Raw genomic sequence first — 18,051 nt, forward strand, 5'->3', positions numbered from 1 at the left:
TCATGCTGATCGAGATCGACGAAATCTCAAAGCAGTTCGGGACCACCGCGGCGCTGCATCCCGTGTCGCTGACCATCCCCGGCGGCGCGCTCGTCGCGCTGCTGGGGCCGTCGGGGTCAGGCAAGACGACGCTGCTGCGCATCCTCGGGGGCCTCGAATACCCGACCGCGGGGCGGGTGCTGTTCGAGGGGCAGGACGCGACCGGGATGACCGTGCAGGAACGCCGCGCGGGCTTCGTCTTCCAGTCCTATGCGCTCTTCCGGCACATGACGGTGTTCGACAACATCGCCTATGGCCTCGCCGCGCGCCCGCGCGCCACCCGCCCGCCCAAGGCCGAGATCGCCCGCCGCGTGACCCGGCTGCTGGCCCTGATCCAGCTGCCCCACATCGGCGACCGCTACCCCAGCCAGCTGTCGGGCGGCCAGCGCCAGCGGGTCGCGCTGGCCCGCGCATTGGCCATCGAGCCGCGGATGCTGCTGCTCGACGAGCCCTTCGGCGCGCTCGACGCCAAGGTGCGCAAGGAACTGCGCCAGGGCCTGCGCGAGATCCACGACGAGACCGGCCTGACCACGGTCTTCGTGACCCACGACCAGGACGAAGCGATGGAGCTGGCCGATCTGGTGGTCATCATGTCGATGGGACGGATCGAGCAGATCGGCCGCCCGCAGGACATCCGTGCGCGGCCCGCGACGCCTTTCGTGCGCGACTTCATCTCGACCTGAGGCCGCTCACCCTCACGGTCCGCCCCCGCCCCGGGGGCGGTCGCCGCCGACGCGGGCCGCTCCATCGGGCCTGCGTCGCGCCGCTTGTCAGGATCGGAAATCTCGGCCACGCTCGCGGCCGGATGCCCGGGAACCCGATATGAACCTGACACCGACCGCGAACGGCCAGCTTTTCGTCTGGACCGACATCGACCCCGCGCATGAGGCGGATTTCAACGCCTGGTACGACCGCGAGCACATGGAGGAGCGGGTCGCCATCCCCGGAATGCTCTGGGCGCGCCGCTACCGCGCGCACGACGACGCCGCGCGGCGCTATCTGGCGATCTACCGCACCGAGAGCCTCGGCACCTTCACCTCGGACGCCTATCGCGCGGCCTTCACCCGGCAGACCGACTGGTCCAACCGCAACTTCGCCCGCATGGACAACACCCAGCGCCGGGTGATGGCGGTCAGCGCCGAGGCCGGCTTCGGCGCCGGCTGCGCCGTGGCGCTGGCCGAACTGGGCGACGCCACGGCGGGCGACGAGGCCGCCGCGGCCCGCGCCTCCGACCTCGCCGCAGCGCTCGCCAGCCGGCCCGAGGTGCTGCGCGTGCAGCTGCTCGCGCCCGATCCGGCGCTCTCGACCCCCCTGCCCTCCGAGGCGGGCTCCGAACGGGTGATGCGGCGGGTGCTGATGGCCGACACGCTCACCCGCGCGGCCGCGGCCGAGCTCGCGGCCGAGCTGCCCGCGCTGGCCGGGGGCGACCTGCACGGTGCGGGGGCCTTTGACCTGATCTGGTCCCTCGACCACGCCGATCTTTCGGCCCGGCGCGGCGACACCCGCGCCTAACCACAAGACGCGCCGCAAACGGCGCCCAACAGGAGAGAGAGAAGAACCAATGCTTCACCGTCTTTTCGCCACCGTGATCCCGGGCGCGCTGATCGGCGCAACGCTGGTCGCCGCCCCGCTCGCCGCCGAGACCTGGCAGATGTCCGCGCATGACCCGGACGGCAACTTCCACACCGAGAACATCCGCCAGTTCGCCGCCGACGTGGGCGAGAAATCCGGCGGCGCGCTGACGCTCGACGTCAAGTCGAACGCGGTGCTCTTGTCGCGCACCGACCTCAAGCGCGGGGTGCAGCGCAATGTCGTGCCGATCGGCGAGGTGCTGATCTCGGCGCTCGCCAACGAGGACCCGATCTACGCCGCCGACTCGGTGCCGCTGCTCGCCACCACCTTCGAGGACGCGAAGAAGCTGTGGGACGCCTCGAAGCCCGTCTACGAGAAAAAGCTGGCCGGCGAAGGGCTGAAGATCCTGTGGGCCGAGCCGTGGCCGCCGCAGGGGATCTACATGAAGACCCCGATCGAAAGCGCGGCCGACCTCAAGGGCGTCAAGTTCCGCGCCTACAACCCGACCACCGCGCGCTTTGCCGAGCTGATGGGCGCGGTCCCGGCGACGGTCGCCTCGGCCGAGATCGGGCAGGCGTTCTCGACCGGGGTGATCTCGGGGATGCTGACCTCGCCGATCACCGGGGTGGACAGCCAGGCGTGGGATTTCGTCAAGCACTACTACGACCTGCGGGCGTTCATCCCGAAGAACATGGTGCTGGTGAACCAGGCGGCCTTCGACGCGCTGCCGCCGGAAAGCCAGAAGGCGCTGACCGACGCCGCCGCCGCCGCCGAGACCCGCGGCTGGGCGATGGCCGAAGAGGCGAACGCCAAGGCCACCGAGACGCTCAAGACCAACGGGATGGAGATCCACGAGCCGCCGGCCGCGCTGGTCACCGACCTGTCCTCGGTGGGCAAGACCATGGCCGACGAGTGGGTGGCCTCGGGCGGCGAGGGCGTCGCCGAGATCATGCGCGCCTATCGTCCCTGACGCCGTCCGGCGCGTCCCCGGCCCGGCCCGGCCGGGCGGCGGACGCGCCCCTCGCATCGCAAAGGCCGTCCGATGGGTGTCACCCGTTTCCTTTACCGTGCCGCGGGCGCGCTGGCCTGCGTGGCGCTGGCCGGCATCGCCGCGCTGATCCTCGCCCAGATCGCCGCCCGGCTGATGGGCGCGCAGATCAAGTCGGCCGACGACTTCGCCGGCTGGATGCTCGCCGCCTCGATGTTTCTGGCCCTGCCGATGACGCTGAACGCGGGCGACCACATCCGCGTCACGGTGATCTCTGAATCGCTGCCCGCGGGGGCGCGGCGGGTGCTCGACACCGTGGTGACGGCGCTGGGCGTTGGCCTCATGCTGTGGGCGGCGTGGCACATCCTCGCCTATGTCCGCGAAAGCTGGGTGTTCGGGGACGTCTCGCAGGGGCTGCTCGCCGTGCCGCTGTGGATCCCGCAGCTGTCGATGGCGGTGGGGATGGTCCTGCTGGCGGTGGCCCTGGTCGAGCGGCTGTTTCGCCGCCTGACCGGGCGCCCGGTGCCCGAGGACGACCGCGACGCGCAAGGCCACGGAGAGTGAGATGACCAGTTCCATCGAGGCCCTGACTATCGCCCTCGTCCTGATCGTCCTGCTGGGCGCCGGCGTCTGGATCGGGCTGGCGCTGATCCTGACCGGCTGGTTCACGATCTGGGCCTTCACCTCGTCGCCGCCCGGGATGATCTTCGCCACCACCGCGTGGGAGGCGTCGTCGAACTGGACGCTGACCGCGCTGCCGCTGTTCATCTGGATGGGCGAGATCCTGTACCGCACCCGGCTGGCGCAGGACATGTTCACCGGGCTGGCGCCGTTCCTGCAACGACTGCCGGGGCGGCTGGCGCACGTCAACGTGGTGGCCTGCGGCATCTTCGCCGCCGTGTCGGGGTCGTCGGCGGCCACCACCGCCACCATCGGCCGCATCTCGCTGCCGGAACTCAAGAAGCGCGGCTATGACGACCGGCTCGCCATCGGCTCGCTGGCGGGCGCAGGCACGCTGGGGCTGCTGATCCCGCCCTCGGTGGTGATGATCGTCTACGGGGTCGCGGCGCAGGTCTCGATCACCCGGCTCTTCATCGCGGGCATCCTGCCGGGGCTGCTGCTCATGGCGCTGTTCTCGGGCTACATCGTGATCTGGGCGCTGATGAACCCCGAGCGCATGCCGCAGGTGATCGAGCGCATCAGCCTGACCGAAAAGATCGTGCGCGCGCGGCTGCTGATCCCGGTGGTGGCGCTGATCGTGGCGGTGATCGGCTCGATCTACGCCGGCATCGCCACCGCGACCGAGGCCGCCGCGCTGGGCGTCCTCGGCGCGCTGATCATCGCCGCCGCCTCGGGCGGGCTGACGCGGGCAAGCTTCGTCGAGGCGCTGGTGGGCGCGGCCAAGACCTCGTGCATGATCGGCCTGATCCTGCTAGGGGCGGCCTACCTCACCAAGGCGATGAGCTTCTCCGGCCTGCCCGCCGACCTCGCCCGGCTGATCGCCGGGCTGGGGCTGAGCGAGGCGATGCTGGTCCTGGTGCTCACGCTCTTCTACATCCTGCTCGGGATGTTCCTCGACGGCATCTCGATCGTGGTGCTCACGACCTCGGTGGTGCTGCCGGCGGTGGTGGCGGCGGGGCTCGACCCGGTGTGGTTCGGCATCTACCTCGTGATCGTGGTCGAGATGGCGCAGATCACCCCGCCGCTGGGGTTCAACCTCTTCGTGATCCAGGGGCTGACCGGGCGCGGCATCTTCACCATCGCGCGGATGACCTTCCCGTTCTTCCTGATGCTCTGCCTGCTGGTGGTGCTGATCACGATGTTCCCAGGGATCGTGAAGGCGCTGCTGCCCTGACGGGCAGCGCCCCCGGCCCCGGCGGCGCCCAGAGTGCGGGCGTCAGGAGGCCGAGCGCGCTGTTGCCACCGGCGCGTCGCCCGGACCGGTCCCCGCGGCCGGTGCGCCAGCCTCTGCCAGCGCGGCGGCGCGCTGCTCGACCAGCTCGACGATGTGGTCGATCATCTGCGCGTTCGACATCTTGTGGCTCTGCCGCCCGGCCACATAGACCATCCCCGACCCCGCGCCCCCGCCCGTGAAGCCGAGGTCGGTCATCAACGCCTCGCCCGGCCCGTTCACCACGCAGCCGATGATCGACAGGCTCATCGGCGTCTTGATGTGCTCGAGCCGCTTTTCCAGCGCCTCGACGGTGGCGATCACGTCGAACCCCTGCCGCGCGCAGCTCGGGCACGAGATGATCTGCACCCCCCGCGTCCGCAGCCCCAGCGACTTCAGGATCTCGTAGCCGACCTTCACCTCCTCGACCGGATCGGCCGAGAGGGAGACGCGGATCGTGTCGCCGATTCCCATCCACAGCAGGTTGCCCATCCCCACCGCCGACTTGACCGTGCCGCCGCGCAAGCCCCCCGCCTCGGTGATCCCGAGGTGGATCGGCGCGTCCGTCGCCTCGGCCAGCTGCTGGTACGCGGCGGCGGCGAGGAACACGTCGGACGCCTTCACGCTGATCTTGAACTCGTGGAAATCGTTGTCCTGCAACAGCTTGATGTGATCGAGCCCGCTTTCGACCATGGCCGCCGGGCAGGGCTCACCGTATTTTTCCAGCAGGTGCCGTTCGAGGCTGCCGGCGTTGACGCCGATGCGGATCGAGCAGCCGTGGTCCTTGGCCGCCTGCACCACCTCGCGCACGCGGGCGGCGTCGCCGATGTTGCCGGGGTTGATCCGCAGGCAGGCGGCGCCTGCCTCGGCCGCCTCGATGGCGCGGCGGTAGTGGAAGTGGATGTCGGCGACGATCGGCACCGGGCTTTCCCGGCAGATCTCGCGCAGGGCCCGCGTGGCGGCCTCATCGGGGGTCGAGACGCGCACGATGTCCGCACCCGCATCGGCCGCCGCGATCACCTGCGCGAGGGTCGCGCGCACGTCGGTGCTGTCGGTGTTGGTCATCGTCTGGACGCTGATCGGCGCGTCGCCGCCCACCGGGACGTTGCCGACCATGATCCGGCGGCTCGGCCGGCGGTCGATGTTGCGCCAGGGGCGGATCGGGTTGTGAGTCATCGCGCGGGGCCTTTCGCTGACGCGCGCCAGACATAGGCGCCGCGGAGGCCGGGGGCAACCGCGGGTGGGTCGGGCTGGGTGTGGGGGTGGGTGAGCGAGGTGAGCGGTGAGCGGTGAGCGGTGAGCGGTGAGCGGTGTCAATCAGCTGGCGCTCTGACCGTCGCCTAGATTCAACAAAACCGTACAGCCCGCCGAGCGCGGATAGGCGACCCCACCCCGCCACCCAGCGCATCCCCTGCGCCGCTCAACCCCGGCCCAGCCGCCGCGCGCCGGTCACTCCACCGGCGCGTCGTTCGCCGTCCCGGCCTGCGGCACCGTGGCCATGGCCACCATGCTCGCCAGTTCCGGGTCCGCGGCCGGATCGGCCAGCGCGTATTTCTGCGTCAGCGCGGTCGGCGAGAGTTCCACGTTCTTCACCACCTGCGGCCCCGGCGCGGCCGGGCCGTAGGTCTGCCCGTTCACCGCGAAATAGACCGCGCCCGAGTTCCCCGTGCGCAGCACCGGCGGCTGCTCGGTCGAGGGCAGCGCGAAGCGCTCGCCCGCGTCCATCGTCTTCTCGAGGATCACCGTGCCGTCGGCGGCGCTGACCCTTACCCAGGCGGGGCGGGCGGCCATGATCTCGACCTGCGGGGCGTCGGGGGCGAGCGTGCGCACCGGCTGCACCGCCGCACCCTCGGGCTGCGGGCCGGCCATCGCGGTCTGCACCCCGGTCATCCCGGGCAACGGGGCGGCCGACGGCGCGGCGATGGCGGGGTCCGCGGCGGCCTCGCGCACCTGCGGCGTCTCGGCGGCCTGCAACCCGGGGTCGATCGCGGCGATAGGGGTGTCGCGGGGGGTCAGCTCGGGCACGTCCAGCGCCTGCGGGCGATAGACCCGGTCCAGCGCCTCGGGCTGCGGCAGGTCGGCCGCGGCCATGTCCACCGGCTCGGCCGCGGCGGTGTCCTGCACCGGGTCGAGCGTGGCAATCACCGCCGGGGACTGGTCCGAGGGCGTCAGGTTGACCTTCTGCACCTCTTGCAGCACGGCCCAGCCGCCGTAGCCGAGACCCAACGCCAGCCCGGCCATGACCAGCACCGAGCCGATGGCCCGCGGCTCGACCGAGGACCAGAAGCTTTCCTTCTGCGGGATGAACAGCGCCTTGGGGTTGGCCAGCGCCTCGGCCGGGTCGGCCGGGCGGCGCGTGGGCTTCGGACCGGCGGCGGCGGGGGCCATGCCGTGCACGGGCTGGAAGCCCGACTCCTGGCAGAAGCGCTGGAACACCCAGTCCGGGTCCATGCCGAGATAGCGCGCATAGGACCGCACATAGCCCGACACGAAGCTTGGCGCATCGAAGGCCGACACGTCGCAGTTCTCGACCGCCGCGACATAGGACGCGCGGATGCGCAGCTCGCGCTGCACGTCGAGCAGCGACTTGCCCATCGTCGCCCGCTCGCCGCGCATGATGTCGCCGAGGCGCATTTCGAAATCGTCGAACGCCGGCGCATTGGCCGGAGTCCCCTGCCCCAAGCTGGAATCGTCCGCCGTCGCCGGCGCCCGCATCCCGATCATTCCGCCTGCCCCATTCCTCGTCGCCCGAATCTCCCTTCCGGTCGAATCTGGCACTCTTTCGTTAATCGCAGGTTATCACGGGTATGCGAGGCCGAACACCGCCGATGTGGCTCAGGCGACCGCGACTTGGCGGTTTAGCGCGCATCGCGACCACAGCGCATCCATCGCCCGCACCAGGTGGTCGATCTGCTGGCTGTCGTGGACCGGCGAGGGCGTGAAGCGCAGCCGCTCGGTCCCGCGCGGCACCGTGGGGAAGTTGATCGGCTGCACGTAGATGCCGAAATCCGACAGCAGCATGTCCGACAGCGCCTTGCAGTGCACCGGGTTGCCGACATGGACCGGGACGATGTGGCTGCCGCGGTCGTCGATCGGCAGCCCCAGCCCGCGCAGCCGCATCTTGAGGATGCGCGCGTGCAGCTGCTGGGCGTCGCGCAGCTCCTGCCCGCCGGCCGTCTTGAGGAACGCGATCGAGGCCGCCGCCCCCGCCGCCACTGCGGGCGGGATCGAGGTGGTGAAGATGAACCCAGGCGCATAGCTGCGGATCGCGTCGCACATCCGCGCGCTCGCGGCGATGTAGCCGCCGAAGACGCCGAAGGCCTTGCCCAGCGTGCCGTTGAAGATGTCGATGCGGTCCATCAGCCCGTCGCGCTCGGCCACGCCGCCGCCGCGGGGGCCGTACATGCCGACCGCGTGCACCTCGTCCAGATAGGTCAGCGCGTTGAACTCGACCGCGAGGTCGCAGATCTCGGCGATCGGCCCGAAATCGCCGTCCATCGAGTAGATCGATTCGAAGGCGATCAGCTTCGGCAGCGCCGGGTCGTCGGCCGCCAGCAGCTCGCGCAGATGCTCCACGTCATTGTGGCGGAAGATCCGCTTGGCGCCGTCGAAGCGCTTGATCCCCTCGATCATCGAGGCGTGGTTCAGCTCGTCGGAATAGATGATGAGGCCGGGAAAGAGCTTCCGCAGCGTCGAAAGCGTCGCGTCGTTGGCGATGTAGGCCGACGAGAAGACCAGCGCCGATTCCTTGCCGTGCAGGTCGGCGAGCTCGGCCTCGAGCCGCTTGTGATAGACCGTGGTGCCCGAGATGTTGCGCGTCCCGCCCGACCCGGCGCCGGTGGCGTCGAGCGCCTCGTGCATCGCGGCGAGCACGGCCGGGTGCTGGCCCATGCCGAGGTAGTCGTTGCCGCACCAGACGGTGATCTCGGTCTCGGACCCGTCCGGGCGGGTCCAGACCGCCTGCGGATAGGCGCCCTTGCGACGCTCGATGTCGATGAACGTGCGGTAGCGGCCTTCGTCATGCAGGCGTTGGATGGCCTGCTCGAGTGCGGCATCGTAGTTCATCGCGGGCTCCCTTGCGTCAGTAGCTGGGTCCGACCATGGTCCGGTCGGGCGAGCGAGACCTTGATAAGGGTCAAAGCCCGTCAGGAACACCCGCATTTTCCCCGGTTGCGACAAAAAGTCGTCATGGGAACCCGATGAAACTGCTCAGGAAAGGGATGCAGATGGCCAACGATACACGCCTGGACGAGGTGCTTGCGGCGCTCGACGCGGGACAGCCGGCGGCGCTGGACCGGCTCAAGACGTTCCTGCGCATCCCCTCGGTCTCGACCGATCCGGCCTATGCGCCCGAGGTGCGGCGCGCCGCCGGCTGGCTGCGGGACGAGCTTGCGGCGCTGGGGTTTGCGGCCGAGGTGCGCGAGACGGCGGGCCACCCGGTGGTGGTGGCGCGGACCGCGCCGGACGGCTCGGGCGCGCGGCGGCTGCTGTTTTACGGCCATTACGACGTGCAGCCGGTGGACCCGATCGGGCTCTGGACCCGCGACCCCTTCGATCCGGTGGTCGAGGACACGCCCGACGGCCCGGTGATCCGCGGCCGCGGCGCATCGGACGACAAGGGCCAGCTCATGACCTTCGTCGAGGCCTGCCGGGCCTGGAAAACCGCCCACGGCGCGCTGCCCGCCGGGCTGACGCTCCTTTTCGAGGGCGAGGAGGAGAGCGGCTCGCCGAACCTCATGCCCTTCCTTCAGGCCAATGCCGCCGAGTTCGCCACCGACCTCGCGCTGATCTGCGACACGGGGATGTATGCCGACGGCCGCCCCGCCATCACCACCCAGCTCCGCGGGCTGATGGGCGAGGAGATCGTCGTCCGCGCCGCCGACCGCGACCTGCACTCGGGGATGTTCGGCGGGCTGGCGGCGAATCCGATCCAGATCCTCGTCAACGCGCTGGCCGGGATCAAGGACGCCGACGGCCGGGTGACGCTGCCCGGCTTCTACGACGGCGTCGAGGAGCTGTCGAACCAGCTGCGCGCCGACTGGGACGACCTCGGCTTCGACGCGGGCGAGTATCTCTCGCGCGTCGGCCTGCGCCACCCGGTGGGCGAGACGGGGCGCACCGGGCTCGAGATGGTGTGGAACCGCCCGACGTTCGAGATCAACGGGATCAGCGGCGGCTATGCCGGCGACGGGTTCAAGACCGTCCTGCCCGCCGAGGCCCGCGCCAAGGTCAGCTGCCGCCTCGTCGGCACCCAGGACCCCGAGGCGATCCGCGCCGCCTTGCAGGCCCATGTCCGCGCCCATGTCCCCGAGGATTGCAGCGTCGAGTTCCACCCCCACGGCAGCTCGCAGGCGAGCCGGATGGACGTCTCGGACCCCGCCTTCGCCGCCGCCCGCGCGGCGCTCAACGCCGAATGGGGGCGCGAGGCGGCGTTCATCGGCATGGGCGGCTCGATCCCCGTCGCGGGGGATTTCCAGCGGCTTCTCGACGTGGACGTGATGCTGATCGGCTTCGGCCGCGACAACGACCGCATCCATTCGCCGAACGAGAAATACAACCTCGAGAGCTTCGCCAAGGGCGCGCGCTCCTGGGCACGGATTCTCGCGGCGCTGCGGTGAGGCGCTAAGGGCGCTTGGTGCACCAGTACCGACGAGCGGGCCGCCCGCCCGAGCCAAAGAAAAGGCCGCCCCACCCGGGCGGCCCCACCAACCTGCGTCAGGCGAAACTCACGCTGCGCGCGCCGTCAGCACGTCGCCCACGCGGCGCTGCGCGCCGGCCTCGTCGATGCCGCTGACCGCCGCGACCTCGCGGGTCAGACGGTCGAGCGCGGCCTCGTAGAGCTGGCGCTCCGAGTAGGACTGCTCGCGCTGGTCGTCCGAGCGGTGCAGGTCGCGCACCACCTCGGCGATCGACAGCAGGTCGCCCGAGTTGATCTTCTGCTCATACTCCTGCGCCCGGCGCGACCACATCGCCCGCTTGACCCGCGCCTTGCCCTTCAGCGTCTCGAGCGCCCGGTCCACGAGGTCCGGCGAGGCGAGCGAGCGCATCCCGATCTCGGTCGCGCGCGCGGTCGGCACGCGCAGGGTCATCTTGTCCTTCTCGAACGAGATCACGAACATCTCGAGCTTGAGTCCGGCCACTTCCTGCTCTTCGATGGACACGATGCGGCCGACGCCGTGGGCCGGATAGACCACGAAATCATCGGGGCGGAACTCGTTCTTCTTGCTCTTGGACATCAGGTTTCCTTCCAGTGGCGCGGCTTCGGGCGCAAAAAACCTCGGGCGGGCTCTTGCCCCCCTGAGGTCCGTGTGGTCTTTGGCGATACCAGTCGGGCAGACGACCAGCGTGACAGTCACGACCGCCCAGCGACCATATGGACCCGGCGCGGTCTTATGTGACAACCTTGTATCACGAATCACCCCTCGAAAGAAGGGGTAATTCTGTGTGGCCCGCCTCCGACGTTGGTCGGACGGCTATTTCCGCAGCACCTCGGGCAGCGTCCGCCCCGTCCCGGGCCCGCCCGCCACCGCCCAGTCGAGCAGCGCGAGCATCCGGTCGGCGTCCAGCACCCCCGGCACCACCGCCATCGCGGCGCGGGGGGCACTGACCCCCTCGGGGATCGTCGCGGGCATGAGCAGCAGCGTCGGCGTCACCGTCACGCCCCACTTGCCGGCCATGCGCTTCTCGCTCAGCACCTCGCCGTCGCTGTCGGTCACGTCGGTGCCGCCGAAGAGGTCGGTCTGAACCACGTCGAAGCGCTCGCGGATCAGCCGGTCGATGCGCGGATCCGTCAGCACCGTCTCGTGCATCTCGGCGCAGTAGATGCAGCCCCGCTGCTCGACCAGCAGCATGAGCACCCGGCCCGCGGCGGCGGCCTCGGCCGCGTCCTCGCGCACGTCCCTGAAACTGTCCTTGAGCCAGTCGGGCTTGTGCAGCCCGTCGTCGCCCACCGGCACGCCGCCCGACAGCGCCGCGCCCGCCATCACTCCCCACGCCGCCAGCGCGGCCACCATCGCCTTGCGTCTCATAGCGTCGTCGCACTCCAGTCGAAGTTGTCGACCATCAGCGCGGCGATGCGGTTCACGCTGTCCGTGGCGATCAGCACCGCGAACAGGATCAGCATCACCCCCATCACCTTCTCGACCCGCCCCATCAGCGCCCGGTGCCGCCCGACCCAGGCGAGGAACGGCCCCGCGAACATCGCGGCCACCACGAAGGGCAGCGTCATCGCCAGCCCGTAGACCAGAAGCAGCGCGCCGCCGCGCCAGACCTCGCCCATCCCGGCCGCCACGAACAGGATCGCCGCCAGCGCCGGCCCCGCGCAGGGCGTCCAGCCGAAGCCGAAGGCGAGCCCCAGCACATAGGCGCCGACCAGCGACGAGGGCTGCGCCGGCCCCTCGAGCCGCGCCTCGCGGTAGAGGAACGGCACCCGGATCACGCCGAGGAAATGCAGCCCGAAGACCAGCAGCACCCCGGCCGCGACCCAGCTGAGCTCGGTCCGGTAGCGCGACACCGCCGAGCCGAGCGCCGTCGCCCCCAGCCCCAGCAGCACGAAGATCGTCGTCACCCCCAGCGCAAAGGCCACCGCCCCTGCGACGAGCCTGCGCCGCGCGCCGGGGTTCAGCCCGCCGTCGGCGCGCAGCTCGCCCATCGAGACCCCGGCCAGATAGCACAGGTAGAACGGCACCATCGGCAGGATGCAGGGCGACAAGAACGACAGAAGCCCGGCGAGGATCGCGCCGCCATAGCTGATCTCGGGCATGGACCGCTCCCTCTGCCGGCTGTCCGGGGGCTGCCCGGCGCGGAGGCCGCGGACCCCGTGGGGGGTTGCGGCGTTGAAGTGACGCTGCGACAGATGGTCAAGACAGTCAACGAGGTTGGAATATGTTCCCTCCACGTCTGCCCCGCCACACCCGCCTCGGCGCCGCGCTCGGCCTCGTGCTGGCGGTGCAGCCGCTCGCCGCGGCCGCCGAGCGCAGCCTGCTGATGTTCCAGCGGGACGGGTGCAGCTACTGCAAGCGCTGGGACGCCGAGATCGCCCCCGCCTATCCCCGCACCGCCGAGGGGCAGGCCGCCCCGCTGGTGCGCCTCGACATCCACGACCCGCTGCCCGAGGGGGTGACGCTCACCGGCCGCGCCCCGGTCTTCACCCCCACCTTCGTGCTGACCGACGCGGGCACCGAGGTCGGGCGGATCGAGGGCTACGCGGGCGACGAGTTCTTCTGGGTCATGCTCGCGCAGATGCTGACCCGGACCGGCTGGGACCCCGCCACGCCCGCGCGCCCGGTCGAGGCCGTCCCGCCCGACGCCGCCGCGCCGCAGGGCACCCCTGCCGCGCCCGCCCCCGCCGCCGACCCGACGTGAGACCCCAACCCGAAAGGACCGACGCCATGACCCGCCTGCCCTTTGCCCGCCTGCCCCTCCGCCCCGCGCTGGTCGCGGCCCTCGCCGCGCTGGCCACCCCCGCGCTGGCGCAGGAGGCCGCCTATACCAAGACCGTCGAGGTCCCCTTCGACGACGCGCAGTTCTCGGTCGAGCAGGCGATCACCAACGCCGGTCTGGTCATCGACGCGACCAGCAACGTGGGCGAGATGCTGGCCCGCACCAAGGCGGACGTGGGCGGCACCAAGGATCTCTACACCCACGCCGAGTCGTTCTCGTTCTGCTCGGCGGCGGTGTCGCGGCAGGTGATGGAGGCCGACATCGCCAACATCCAGTACTGCCCCTACAACATCTTCGTCTACGAGGCCGCCGACGCCCCCGGCAAGGTCGTGATCGGCCACCGCCACTACCCCGGCGAGTCGATGGCGCCCGTGAATGCGATGCTGAACGGGATCGTGGACGCCGCCGCTGCGGGGATGTGAGGCGACGCGGTGCCGGGGATTGAGTCGGCGCAGGCGCTCGCCAGCCCGGCTCGGCACTCGGGCGAGTCGCTGAGATTTAAACGCGATGCTGATAGGGGTCGTATGCACCGCCACTTCACGGATATGAGGCCACCGGCTGCCGGCGAGCTCAGCGCCGACTCGAGACGGCCCGGCGCATCATCCGGCTAAGTTGATAGCCCGTGCAACGCGATGCTGGACGGGACCGGGGACGGCGACGCTCCGTGATCTGAGCCCACCCTTTTGCGTGGAAACGGGTCGGCGCGCACGCGCCCACGAGCGGCGAAGGATCCGGGCGCGGAGCGTCCCCCGTCAACGTCATGTTTGTGGACGCCGCCGTTGCCGCTTCGGGGATGTGCCTGGTGCTCGCGCTCCTCGGCCGAAGAAGCGACCCAGCACGGCCCTCCACTAGGCTAAGCCGCCCGGCCGGACCGCGCGTCTCACACCCCATCTCTCTTGACGAAAATATCCTCGGGGGTCCGGGGGCAGACAGCCCCCGGTCCGGCGGCGCGCCCGGCGCGCCCGCCGATCAGTCGCCCTCGCCGGGGTTCGGCGAAAAGTATTTCTCGAGCTTCCCGGCCACCCCGTCCATCGCCTCGTAACCCGGCATCGGGTCCTTCTTGCGGGTTATGACCGGCCATTGTTCCGAGTACTTGCGGTTGAACTCGACCCACGCCTCCATGTCCGGCTCGGTGTCCGGGCGGATCGCGTCGGCGGGGCACTCGGGCTCGCAGACGCCGCAGTCGATGCACTCGTCGGGATGGATGACGAGGGTGTTCTCGCCCTCGTAGAAGCAGTCCACCGGGCAGACCTCGACGCAATCCGTGTATTTGCACATGATGCAGTTGTCGGTCACGACATAGGTCATCGGTCACTCCTCGGAAGGCCAGTGTCGGAAGGCCAGTGCGGGGTTTCACCTAGACCTTCGCCGCGCCCGGTTCAATCCCGCTTCACCGCCCTGCCCCCCGCCCGAGGCCTCCGCCGTAGGCGCCGCGCGCGGTGTCGTGGCGTCAATCCTCGTCCTCGTCGGGCCAGGGCGCGCCCGGCGCCCCGTCCCCCGCAGGCGCATCGAGATCGTCGTAGAGCAGCCGCGCCTCGGCCGGCGGTCCGCGCCGTGCGCCGGGCGCCCGCATCCTGAGGCTGCGCACCCCACCCGGCACGGCGGCGGTCACAACGTCGCCGGGCCGCAGCTCCTGCCCCGGCTTGCGGCAGGGGACGCCGTTCACCCGGATGCCGCCCGCGGCGATCCGATCGGCGGCGAGGCTGCGCGTCTTGAACACCCGCGCGTGGCAGAGCCAACGGTCCAGCCGGATCGTCTCGACCAGCGCGGCGGGCGGGGCTGCCGCCAGTTCGCGCCGCGCCCGCTCGGCCCGGCGCGACATCAGCGGCCCCCCGCCCGGGACAAGGCCATGTCGAGAAGGAACGCGCCGCGGCCTGCCGTCACGTCCGGTTCTTCAGCGCCGCCAGCACGGCGAACGGGCTGTCGGGGTCCATCGGCTTTTCGGCCCGCGGCGGGCGCTGGTCGTGGCGCGGCCCGTCGTGGCGCTTGCCATCCGGGCGCTTGCCCTCGTGCCGCTCGTTGCGCGACCCCTTGCCCTGCCCGTCACGCTGACCGTCGCGGCTTCCGCCCTGCCCCTCGGTCCCGTCGGTGCGCGCCCCATCGCGGCGCTGCGGCTTGCCGCCGCGCTCGCCGCCCTTGCCGAAGCGCGCGGGCTTGCCGTCCGCACCCGGCTCGCCGCCGCTGCGCTGCCCCTCGCGCGGGCCGCCGAAGCGCCGGCCGCGGTCGCCGCGGGCCTCGCCGCCCTCGGCCGGGCCGGCCGCCGCAGCGCCCTCGCCCCGCGGCCGCCGCGGGCCGCGGCTGTCGCCCTCGCCCCGGCGCGGTCCGCGCGGGCGCGGCGCCCAGGTGAAGCTGTAATAGGTCTCGGTCTCGACCGGCTCGGCGTCGGATGCTTCCTCGGATGCCTCGCCCTCGGCCCCGCCGGTCGGCTGAGCATCACCGGACTCGGAGGCCACGGCCTCGGCCGCCGCATCGCCCGCGTCCGCCGGCAGCCCTTCGGTCGCCACCGGCCCGTCCTCGCCACCCGCCGACGCAGCCAGCGCCGCCTCGGCCTGCGCCGCGGCTTCCGCCTCGGCCGCCGCGCGCGTCTCGGCCTCGGCCGCCAGCCGCGCCTTCTCGGCCTGCTCGGCATCCCAGCGGGCGCGGGTCTCGGCGACGAGGACGCTTTCCTCTTCGGTCATCGGGTTCTGGCTCGCGGCAGCCCCCTCGGCCCCCGGCTCGGGCGCGGCCGCTACCGGTGCGACCGCCGCCGCCCGCGCCTTGGGCCGCTCGGCCTTCTCGGCGCGGTAGCCCAGCCCGCCCATCAGGTCCGCGAACTGCTCCAGCGTCATGCCGGTGATCGAGAGCATATCCGCGCTCGCCTCGAACCCGCCGCGGCTGTCCTGCCCGCGCAGCAGGTCCGCCAGCCGCTCGAGCATATCGATGCGGATCGCCCGCTCACCCGCCGGGTGATAGCCCGACAGCGTGTAATAGCCGCGCGGCACGTCGGGCAGGTTCGGGATCGTCACCAGCCCGGGGGGCGGGCTCTCGGGGAACTCGTCGAGCCCCTGCGCGAGGGAGGCCAGCACCAGCCGCAGTCGCGTCGGCGCGGGTTTCAGCACCGCGGGCACGAAGATCGTATACTGCCCGAACCGCACGCCGTGCTTCCTGAGAAGACTGCGCGCCTCCTGGTCCAGCGCCTTGATGTCGCCCGCCACCTGCTCGCGCGGCAGGATGCCGAAGCTCTCGAGCAGCCGGAACCCGACGCCGCGGGCCAGCCCGGTCAGCGCCTCGTCGGCCTGCAGGGCGAGCAGCGGCTCGAACCCGGCGGCGATCTTGCGGTCGATGAAGTGCTGCAGCCGGCGGCGGACCTTCTCGGCCACCTCCTCGCCCGCGTCCTCGTCCACGAAGACGTCGATGCCGGGCTTGAGCGGGTCGGCCCCGCGCGTCAGCTTGCCGACCGCCGTGCCGCCCCACATCAGCCCGCCCTGCTCGGTGAAGTCGAGCTCGGTGTCGGGCGCGTTGTAGAAGCGGTCGGCGCGCAGGTGGAACTCGGGGCGCAGCGCCTCATAGGCGGCGCGGGTCAGCATCCGGGCCTCGTCGCCCGCCGCCGCCGGATCGGCGCGGAAGCGGAACCCGTCCAGCCGGCCGGCGAATTCGCCCTCGACCGTCACCTCGCCCTTGTCGTTCACCTCGGCCACCAGGCTCTCCTTCTGGTTGAGCCGGCGCATCAGCACCGAGGTGCGCCGGTCCACGAATCGCTGCGTCAGCGCGGCGTGAAGCGCGTCCGACAGGCGGTCTTCTACCGCGCGGGTCTCGCCCCGCCAATGGGCTTCGTCCCGCACCCAGCCGGTCCGCTGGGCGACATAGGTCCAGGTGCGGATATAGGCGAGCCGCTTGGACAGCGCGTCGATGTCCCCGCCCGTCCGGTCGATCCGCCCCACCGCGCGCGCGAGCCAGTCGCCGGGGATCCCGCCCTCCTGCAGGAAGCCGAAGATGCGCGAAAGCAACGTCAGGTGCTCGGCCGGCGAGATGCCGCGGAAATCGGGGATGCGGCAGACGTCCCAGAGCAGCCGCACGTCCTTCGGATGCGTCACCCGGTCGCGGATCTCGGGCAGGTCGCGCAGCGCCTTGAGCGCGTGCAGGTCGTCCGCCTCGCGCCCGCGGCCCAGCCATTCGCTGCCCGAGGGCTGCTCGAGCGACTGCACCAGCCGGTCCACCGTCCCGAACTCGAGCGCCGAGTTGCGCCACACCAGCCGGCTGATCGGCTGGAAGCGGTGGTTCTCGATGGCGTCGATCAGCCCCTCGTCCAGCGGCTGCGCCTCGCCCGTGACGCCGAAGGTGCCCGGCTCGGTGTGCCGCCCGGCGCGGCCGGCGATCTGGCCCAGCTCGTGCGGGAAGAGCGGCCGCATCCGGCGGCCGTCGAACTTGTGCGTGGCCTCGAAGGCGACGTGGCGGATGTCGAGGTTGAGCCCCATCCCGATGGCATCCGTGGCGACGAGGTAGTCGACCTCGCCCGCCTGGTACATCGCCACCTGCGCGTTCCGCGTCCTAGGCGACAGCGCCCCCATCACCACCGCCGCCCCACCCTTGAGCCGGCGCAGAAGCTCAGCCGTGGCATAGACGTCATCGACCGAGAACCCGACGATCGCCGAGCGCGCGGGCATCCGGCTCAGCTTCTTCGACCCGGCCCACGAGAGGGTCGAGAACCGCTCGCGGCGCATGAACTGCGCCTCGGGGACCAGCGCGGCGATGGCCGGGCGCATGGTCGAGGACCCGAGGAAGAGCGTCTCGTGCAGGCCGCGCGCGTTCAGCAGCCGGTCGGTGAAGACGTGCCCCCGCTCGGGGTCGGCGCAAAGCTGGATCTCGTCGATGGCGACGAAATCGGCCAGCACCTCGGGCATCGCCTCGGTGGTGGCGACCCAATAGGCGGCGCGCTCGGGGACGATGCGTTCCTCGCCGGTGATCAGCGCCACGACCGAGGGGCCGCGCGCCTTGACGATCCGGTCATAGACCTCGCGCGCCAGCAGCCGCAGCGGCAGGCCGATGACGCCGGTGCGGTGCGCCAGCATCCGCTCGATCGCATAATGGGTCTTGCCGGTGTTGGTCGGCCCCAGCACGGCCGTGATGCGTCCTGCCATGG

At 71.2% G+C, this 18,051-nt stretch carries 17 protein-coding genes; 8 read left to right on the forward strand and 9 right to left on the reverse strand.

Translation table 11 applies throughout. From position 1 onward, the window contains the following. The first annotated feature begins 2 nt into the window (after positions 1 to 2). The 5 genes from BLW17_RS08260 (at position 3) to BLW17_RS08280 (ending at position 4,454) form a co-directional block, all read left to right on the forward strand. The gene (locus tag BLW17_RS08260) at positions 3 to 722 is read left to right on the forward strand and encodes a sulfate/molybdate ABC transporter ATP-binding protein (RefSeq protein ID WP_074826413.1); all 720 of its coding nucleotides are present in this window, start codon (positions 3 to 5) and stop codon (positions 720 to 722) included. A 139-nt stretch (positions 723 to 861) separates the two neighbouring features. Beyond that, on the forward strand, positions 862 to 1,551 hold the full coding sequence (locus BLW17_RS08265) for a DUF4286 family protein (RefSeq protein WP_036736346.1): 690 nt from the start codon (positions 862 to 864) through the stop codon (positions 1,549 to 1,551). Positions 1,552 to 1,600: 49 nt separating this feature from the next. Beyond that, positions 1,601 to 2,581, forward strand: a complete 981-nt coding sequence (locus tag BLW17_RS08270) for a TRAP transporter substrate-binding protein (protein ID WP_036710383.1) — start codon at positions 1,601 to 1,603, stop codon at positions 2,579 to 2,581. 72 nt (positions 2,582 to 2,653) lie between these two features. Next, positions 2,654 to 3,163 (forward strand): TRAP transporter small permease, encoded by a 510-nt coding sequence (locus BLW17_RS08275; RefSeq protein ID WP_036736350.1) that lies wholly within the window; start codon positions 2,654 to 2,656, stop codon positions 3,161 to 3,163. 1 nt (position 3,164) lies between these two features. Then, positions 3,165 to 4,454, forward strand: coding sequence for a TRAP transporter large permease (locus tag BLW17_RS08280; RefSeq protein ID WP_074826414.1), 1,290 nt, complete (start codon positions 3,165 to 3,167; stop codon positions 4,452 to 4,454). 42 nt (positions 4,455 to 4,496) lie between these two features. On the opposite strand, the gene ispG is transcribed toward BLW17_RS08280, so the two are convergent. From ispG to hemA, 3 genes are all read right to left on the reverse strand, one after another. Beyond that, a complete protein-coding gene (gene ispG, locus BLW17_RS08285) occupies positions 4,497 to 5,666 on the reverse strand; it encodes a flavodoxin-dependent (E)-4-hydroxy-3-methylbut-2-enyl-diphosphate synthase (protein ID WP_052176628.1) in 1,170 nt (389 codons plus the stop codon). 273 nt (positions 5,667 to 5,939) lie between these two features. Continuing rightward, positions 5,940 to 7,214: a helix-turn-helix domain-containing protein gene (locus BLW17_RS08290; RefSeq protein ID WP_036736292.1), complete on the reverse strand. Its 1,275-nt coding sequence runs from the start codon at positions 7,212 to 7,214 to the stop codon at positions 5,940 to 5,942. Positions 7,215 to 7,325: 111 nt separating this feature from the next. Beyond that, positions 7,326 to 8,555: a 5-aminolevulinate synthase gene (hemA, locus tag BLW17_RS08295; protein WP_036712175.1), complete on the reverse strand. Its 1,230-nt coding sequence runs from the start codon at positions 8,553 to 8,555 to the stop codon at positions 7,326 to 7,328. Between the two features lie 161 nt (positions 8,556 to 8,716). Between hemA and BLW17_RS08300 the strand changes: the two genes are divergently transcribed. Next, complete coding sequence (locus tag BLW17_RS08300; protein ID WP_036736299.1) at positions 8,717 to 10,108, forward strand: dipeptidase; 1,392 nt, start codon at positions 8,717 to 8,719, stop codon at positions 10,106 to 10,108. Positions 10,109 to 10,216: 108 nt separating this feature from the next. On the opposite strand, the gene BLW17_RS08305 is transcribed toward BLW17_RS08300, so the two are convergent. The 3 genes from BLW17_RS08305 to BLW17_RS08315 all read right to left on the reverse strand — a co-directional run bounded on the left by BLW17_RS08305 (position 10,217) and on the right by BLW17_RS08315 (position 12,252). Next, on the reverse strand, positions 10,217 to 10,726 hold the full coding sequence (locus tag BLW17_RS08305) for a CarD family transcriptional regulator (RefSeq protein WP_036704944.1): 510 nt from the start codon (positions 10,724 to 10,726) through the stop codon (positions 10,217 to 10,219). A gap of 237 nt (positions 10,727 to 10,963) precedes the next feature. Next, a complete protein-coding gene (locus tag BLW17_RS08310; protein ID WP_036736294.1) occupies positions 10,964 to 11,518 on the reverse strand; it encodes a thioredoxin family protein in 555 nt (184 codons plus the stop codon). Next, positions 11,515 to 12,252 carry a cytochrome c biogenesis CcdA family protein gene (locus BLW17_RS08315; protein WP_036736296.1) on the reverse strand — a complete coding sequence of 246 codons (738 nt, stop codon included), beginning with the start codon at positions 12,250 to 12,252 and terminating at the stop codon, positions 11,515 to 11,517. Before BLW17_RS08315 ends, BLW17_RS08310 begins: the two co-directional genes overlap by 4 nt. A 122-nt stretch (positions 12,253 to 12,374) precedes the next feature. Here BLW17_RS08315 and BLW17_RS08320 point away from each other — a divergent pair, with 122 nt between their 5' ends. Together BLW17_RS08320 and BLW17_RS08325 are read left to right on the forward strand one after the other, a co-directional pair. Then, entirely contained in the window at positions 12,375 to 12,854 is a 480-nt protein-coding gene (locus tag BLW17_RS08320) for a thioredoxin domain-containing protein (RefSeq protein WP_074826417.1), read from the forward strand. A gap of 26 nt (positions 12,855 to 12,880) precedes the next feature. Next, complete coding sequence (locus BLW17_RS08325; protein WP_052176630.1) at positions 12,881 to 13,354, forward strand: DUF302 domain-containing protein; 474 nt, start codon at positions 12,881 to 12,883, stop codon at positions 13,352 to 13,354. Positions 13,355 to 13,901: 547 nt separating this feature from the next. Here BLW17_RS08325 and fdxA read toward each other — a convergent pair. From fdxA to BLW17_RS08340, 3 genes are all read right to left on the reverse strand, one after another. Then, the gene (gene fdxA / locus BLW17_RS08330) at positions 13,902 to 14,240 is read right to left on the reverse strand and encodes a ferredoxin FdxA (RefSeq protein ID WP_036705157.1); all 339 of its coding nucleotides are present in this window, start codon (positions 14,238 to 14,240) and stop codon (positions 13,902 to 13,904) included. A 142-nt stretch (positions 14,241 to 14,382) separates the two neighbouring features. Then, positions 14,383 to 14,754, reverse strand: coding sequence for an RNA-binding S4 domain-containing protein (locus BLW17_RS08335; protein ID WP_081969260.1), 372 nt, complete (start codon positions 14,752 to 14,754; stop codon positions 14,383 to 14,385). A gap of 58 nt (positions 14,755 to 14,812) precedes the next feature. Then, positions 14,813 to 18,049 carry a helicase-related protein gene (locus tag BLW17_RS08340; RefSeq protein WP_036736357.1) on the reverse strand — a complete coding sequence of 1,079 codons (3,237 nt, stop codon included), beginning with the start codon at positions 18,047 to 18,049 and terminating at the stop codon, positions 14,813 to 14,815. Positions 18,050 to 18,051 lie beyond the last annotated feature (2 nt).

This window comes from Paracoccus sanguinis (assembly GCF_900106665.1).
Taxonomy (GTDB): Bacteria; Pseudomonadota; Alphaproteobacteria; order Rhodobacterales; family Rhodobacteraceae; genus Paracoccus; species Paracoccus panacisoli.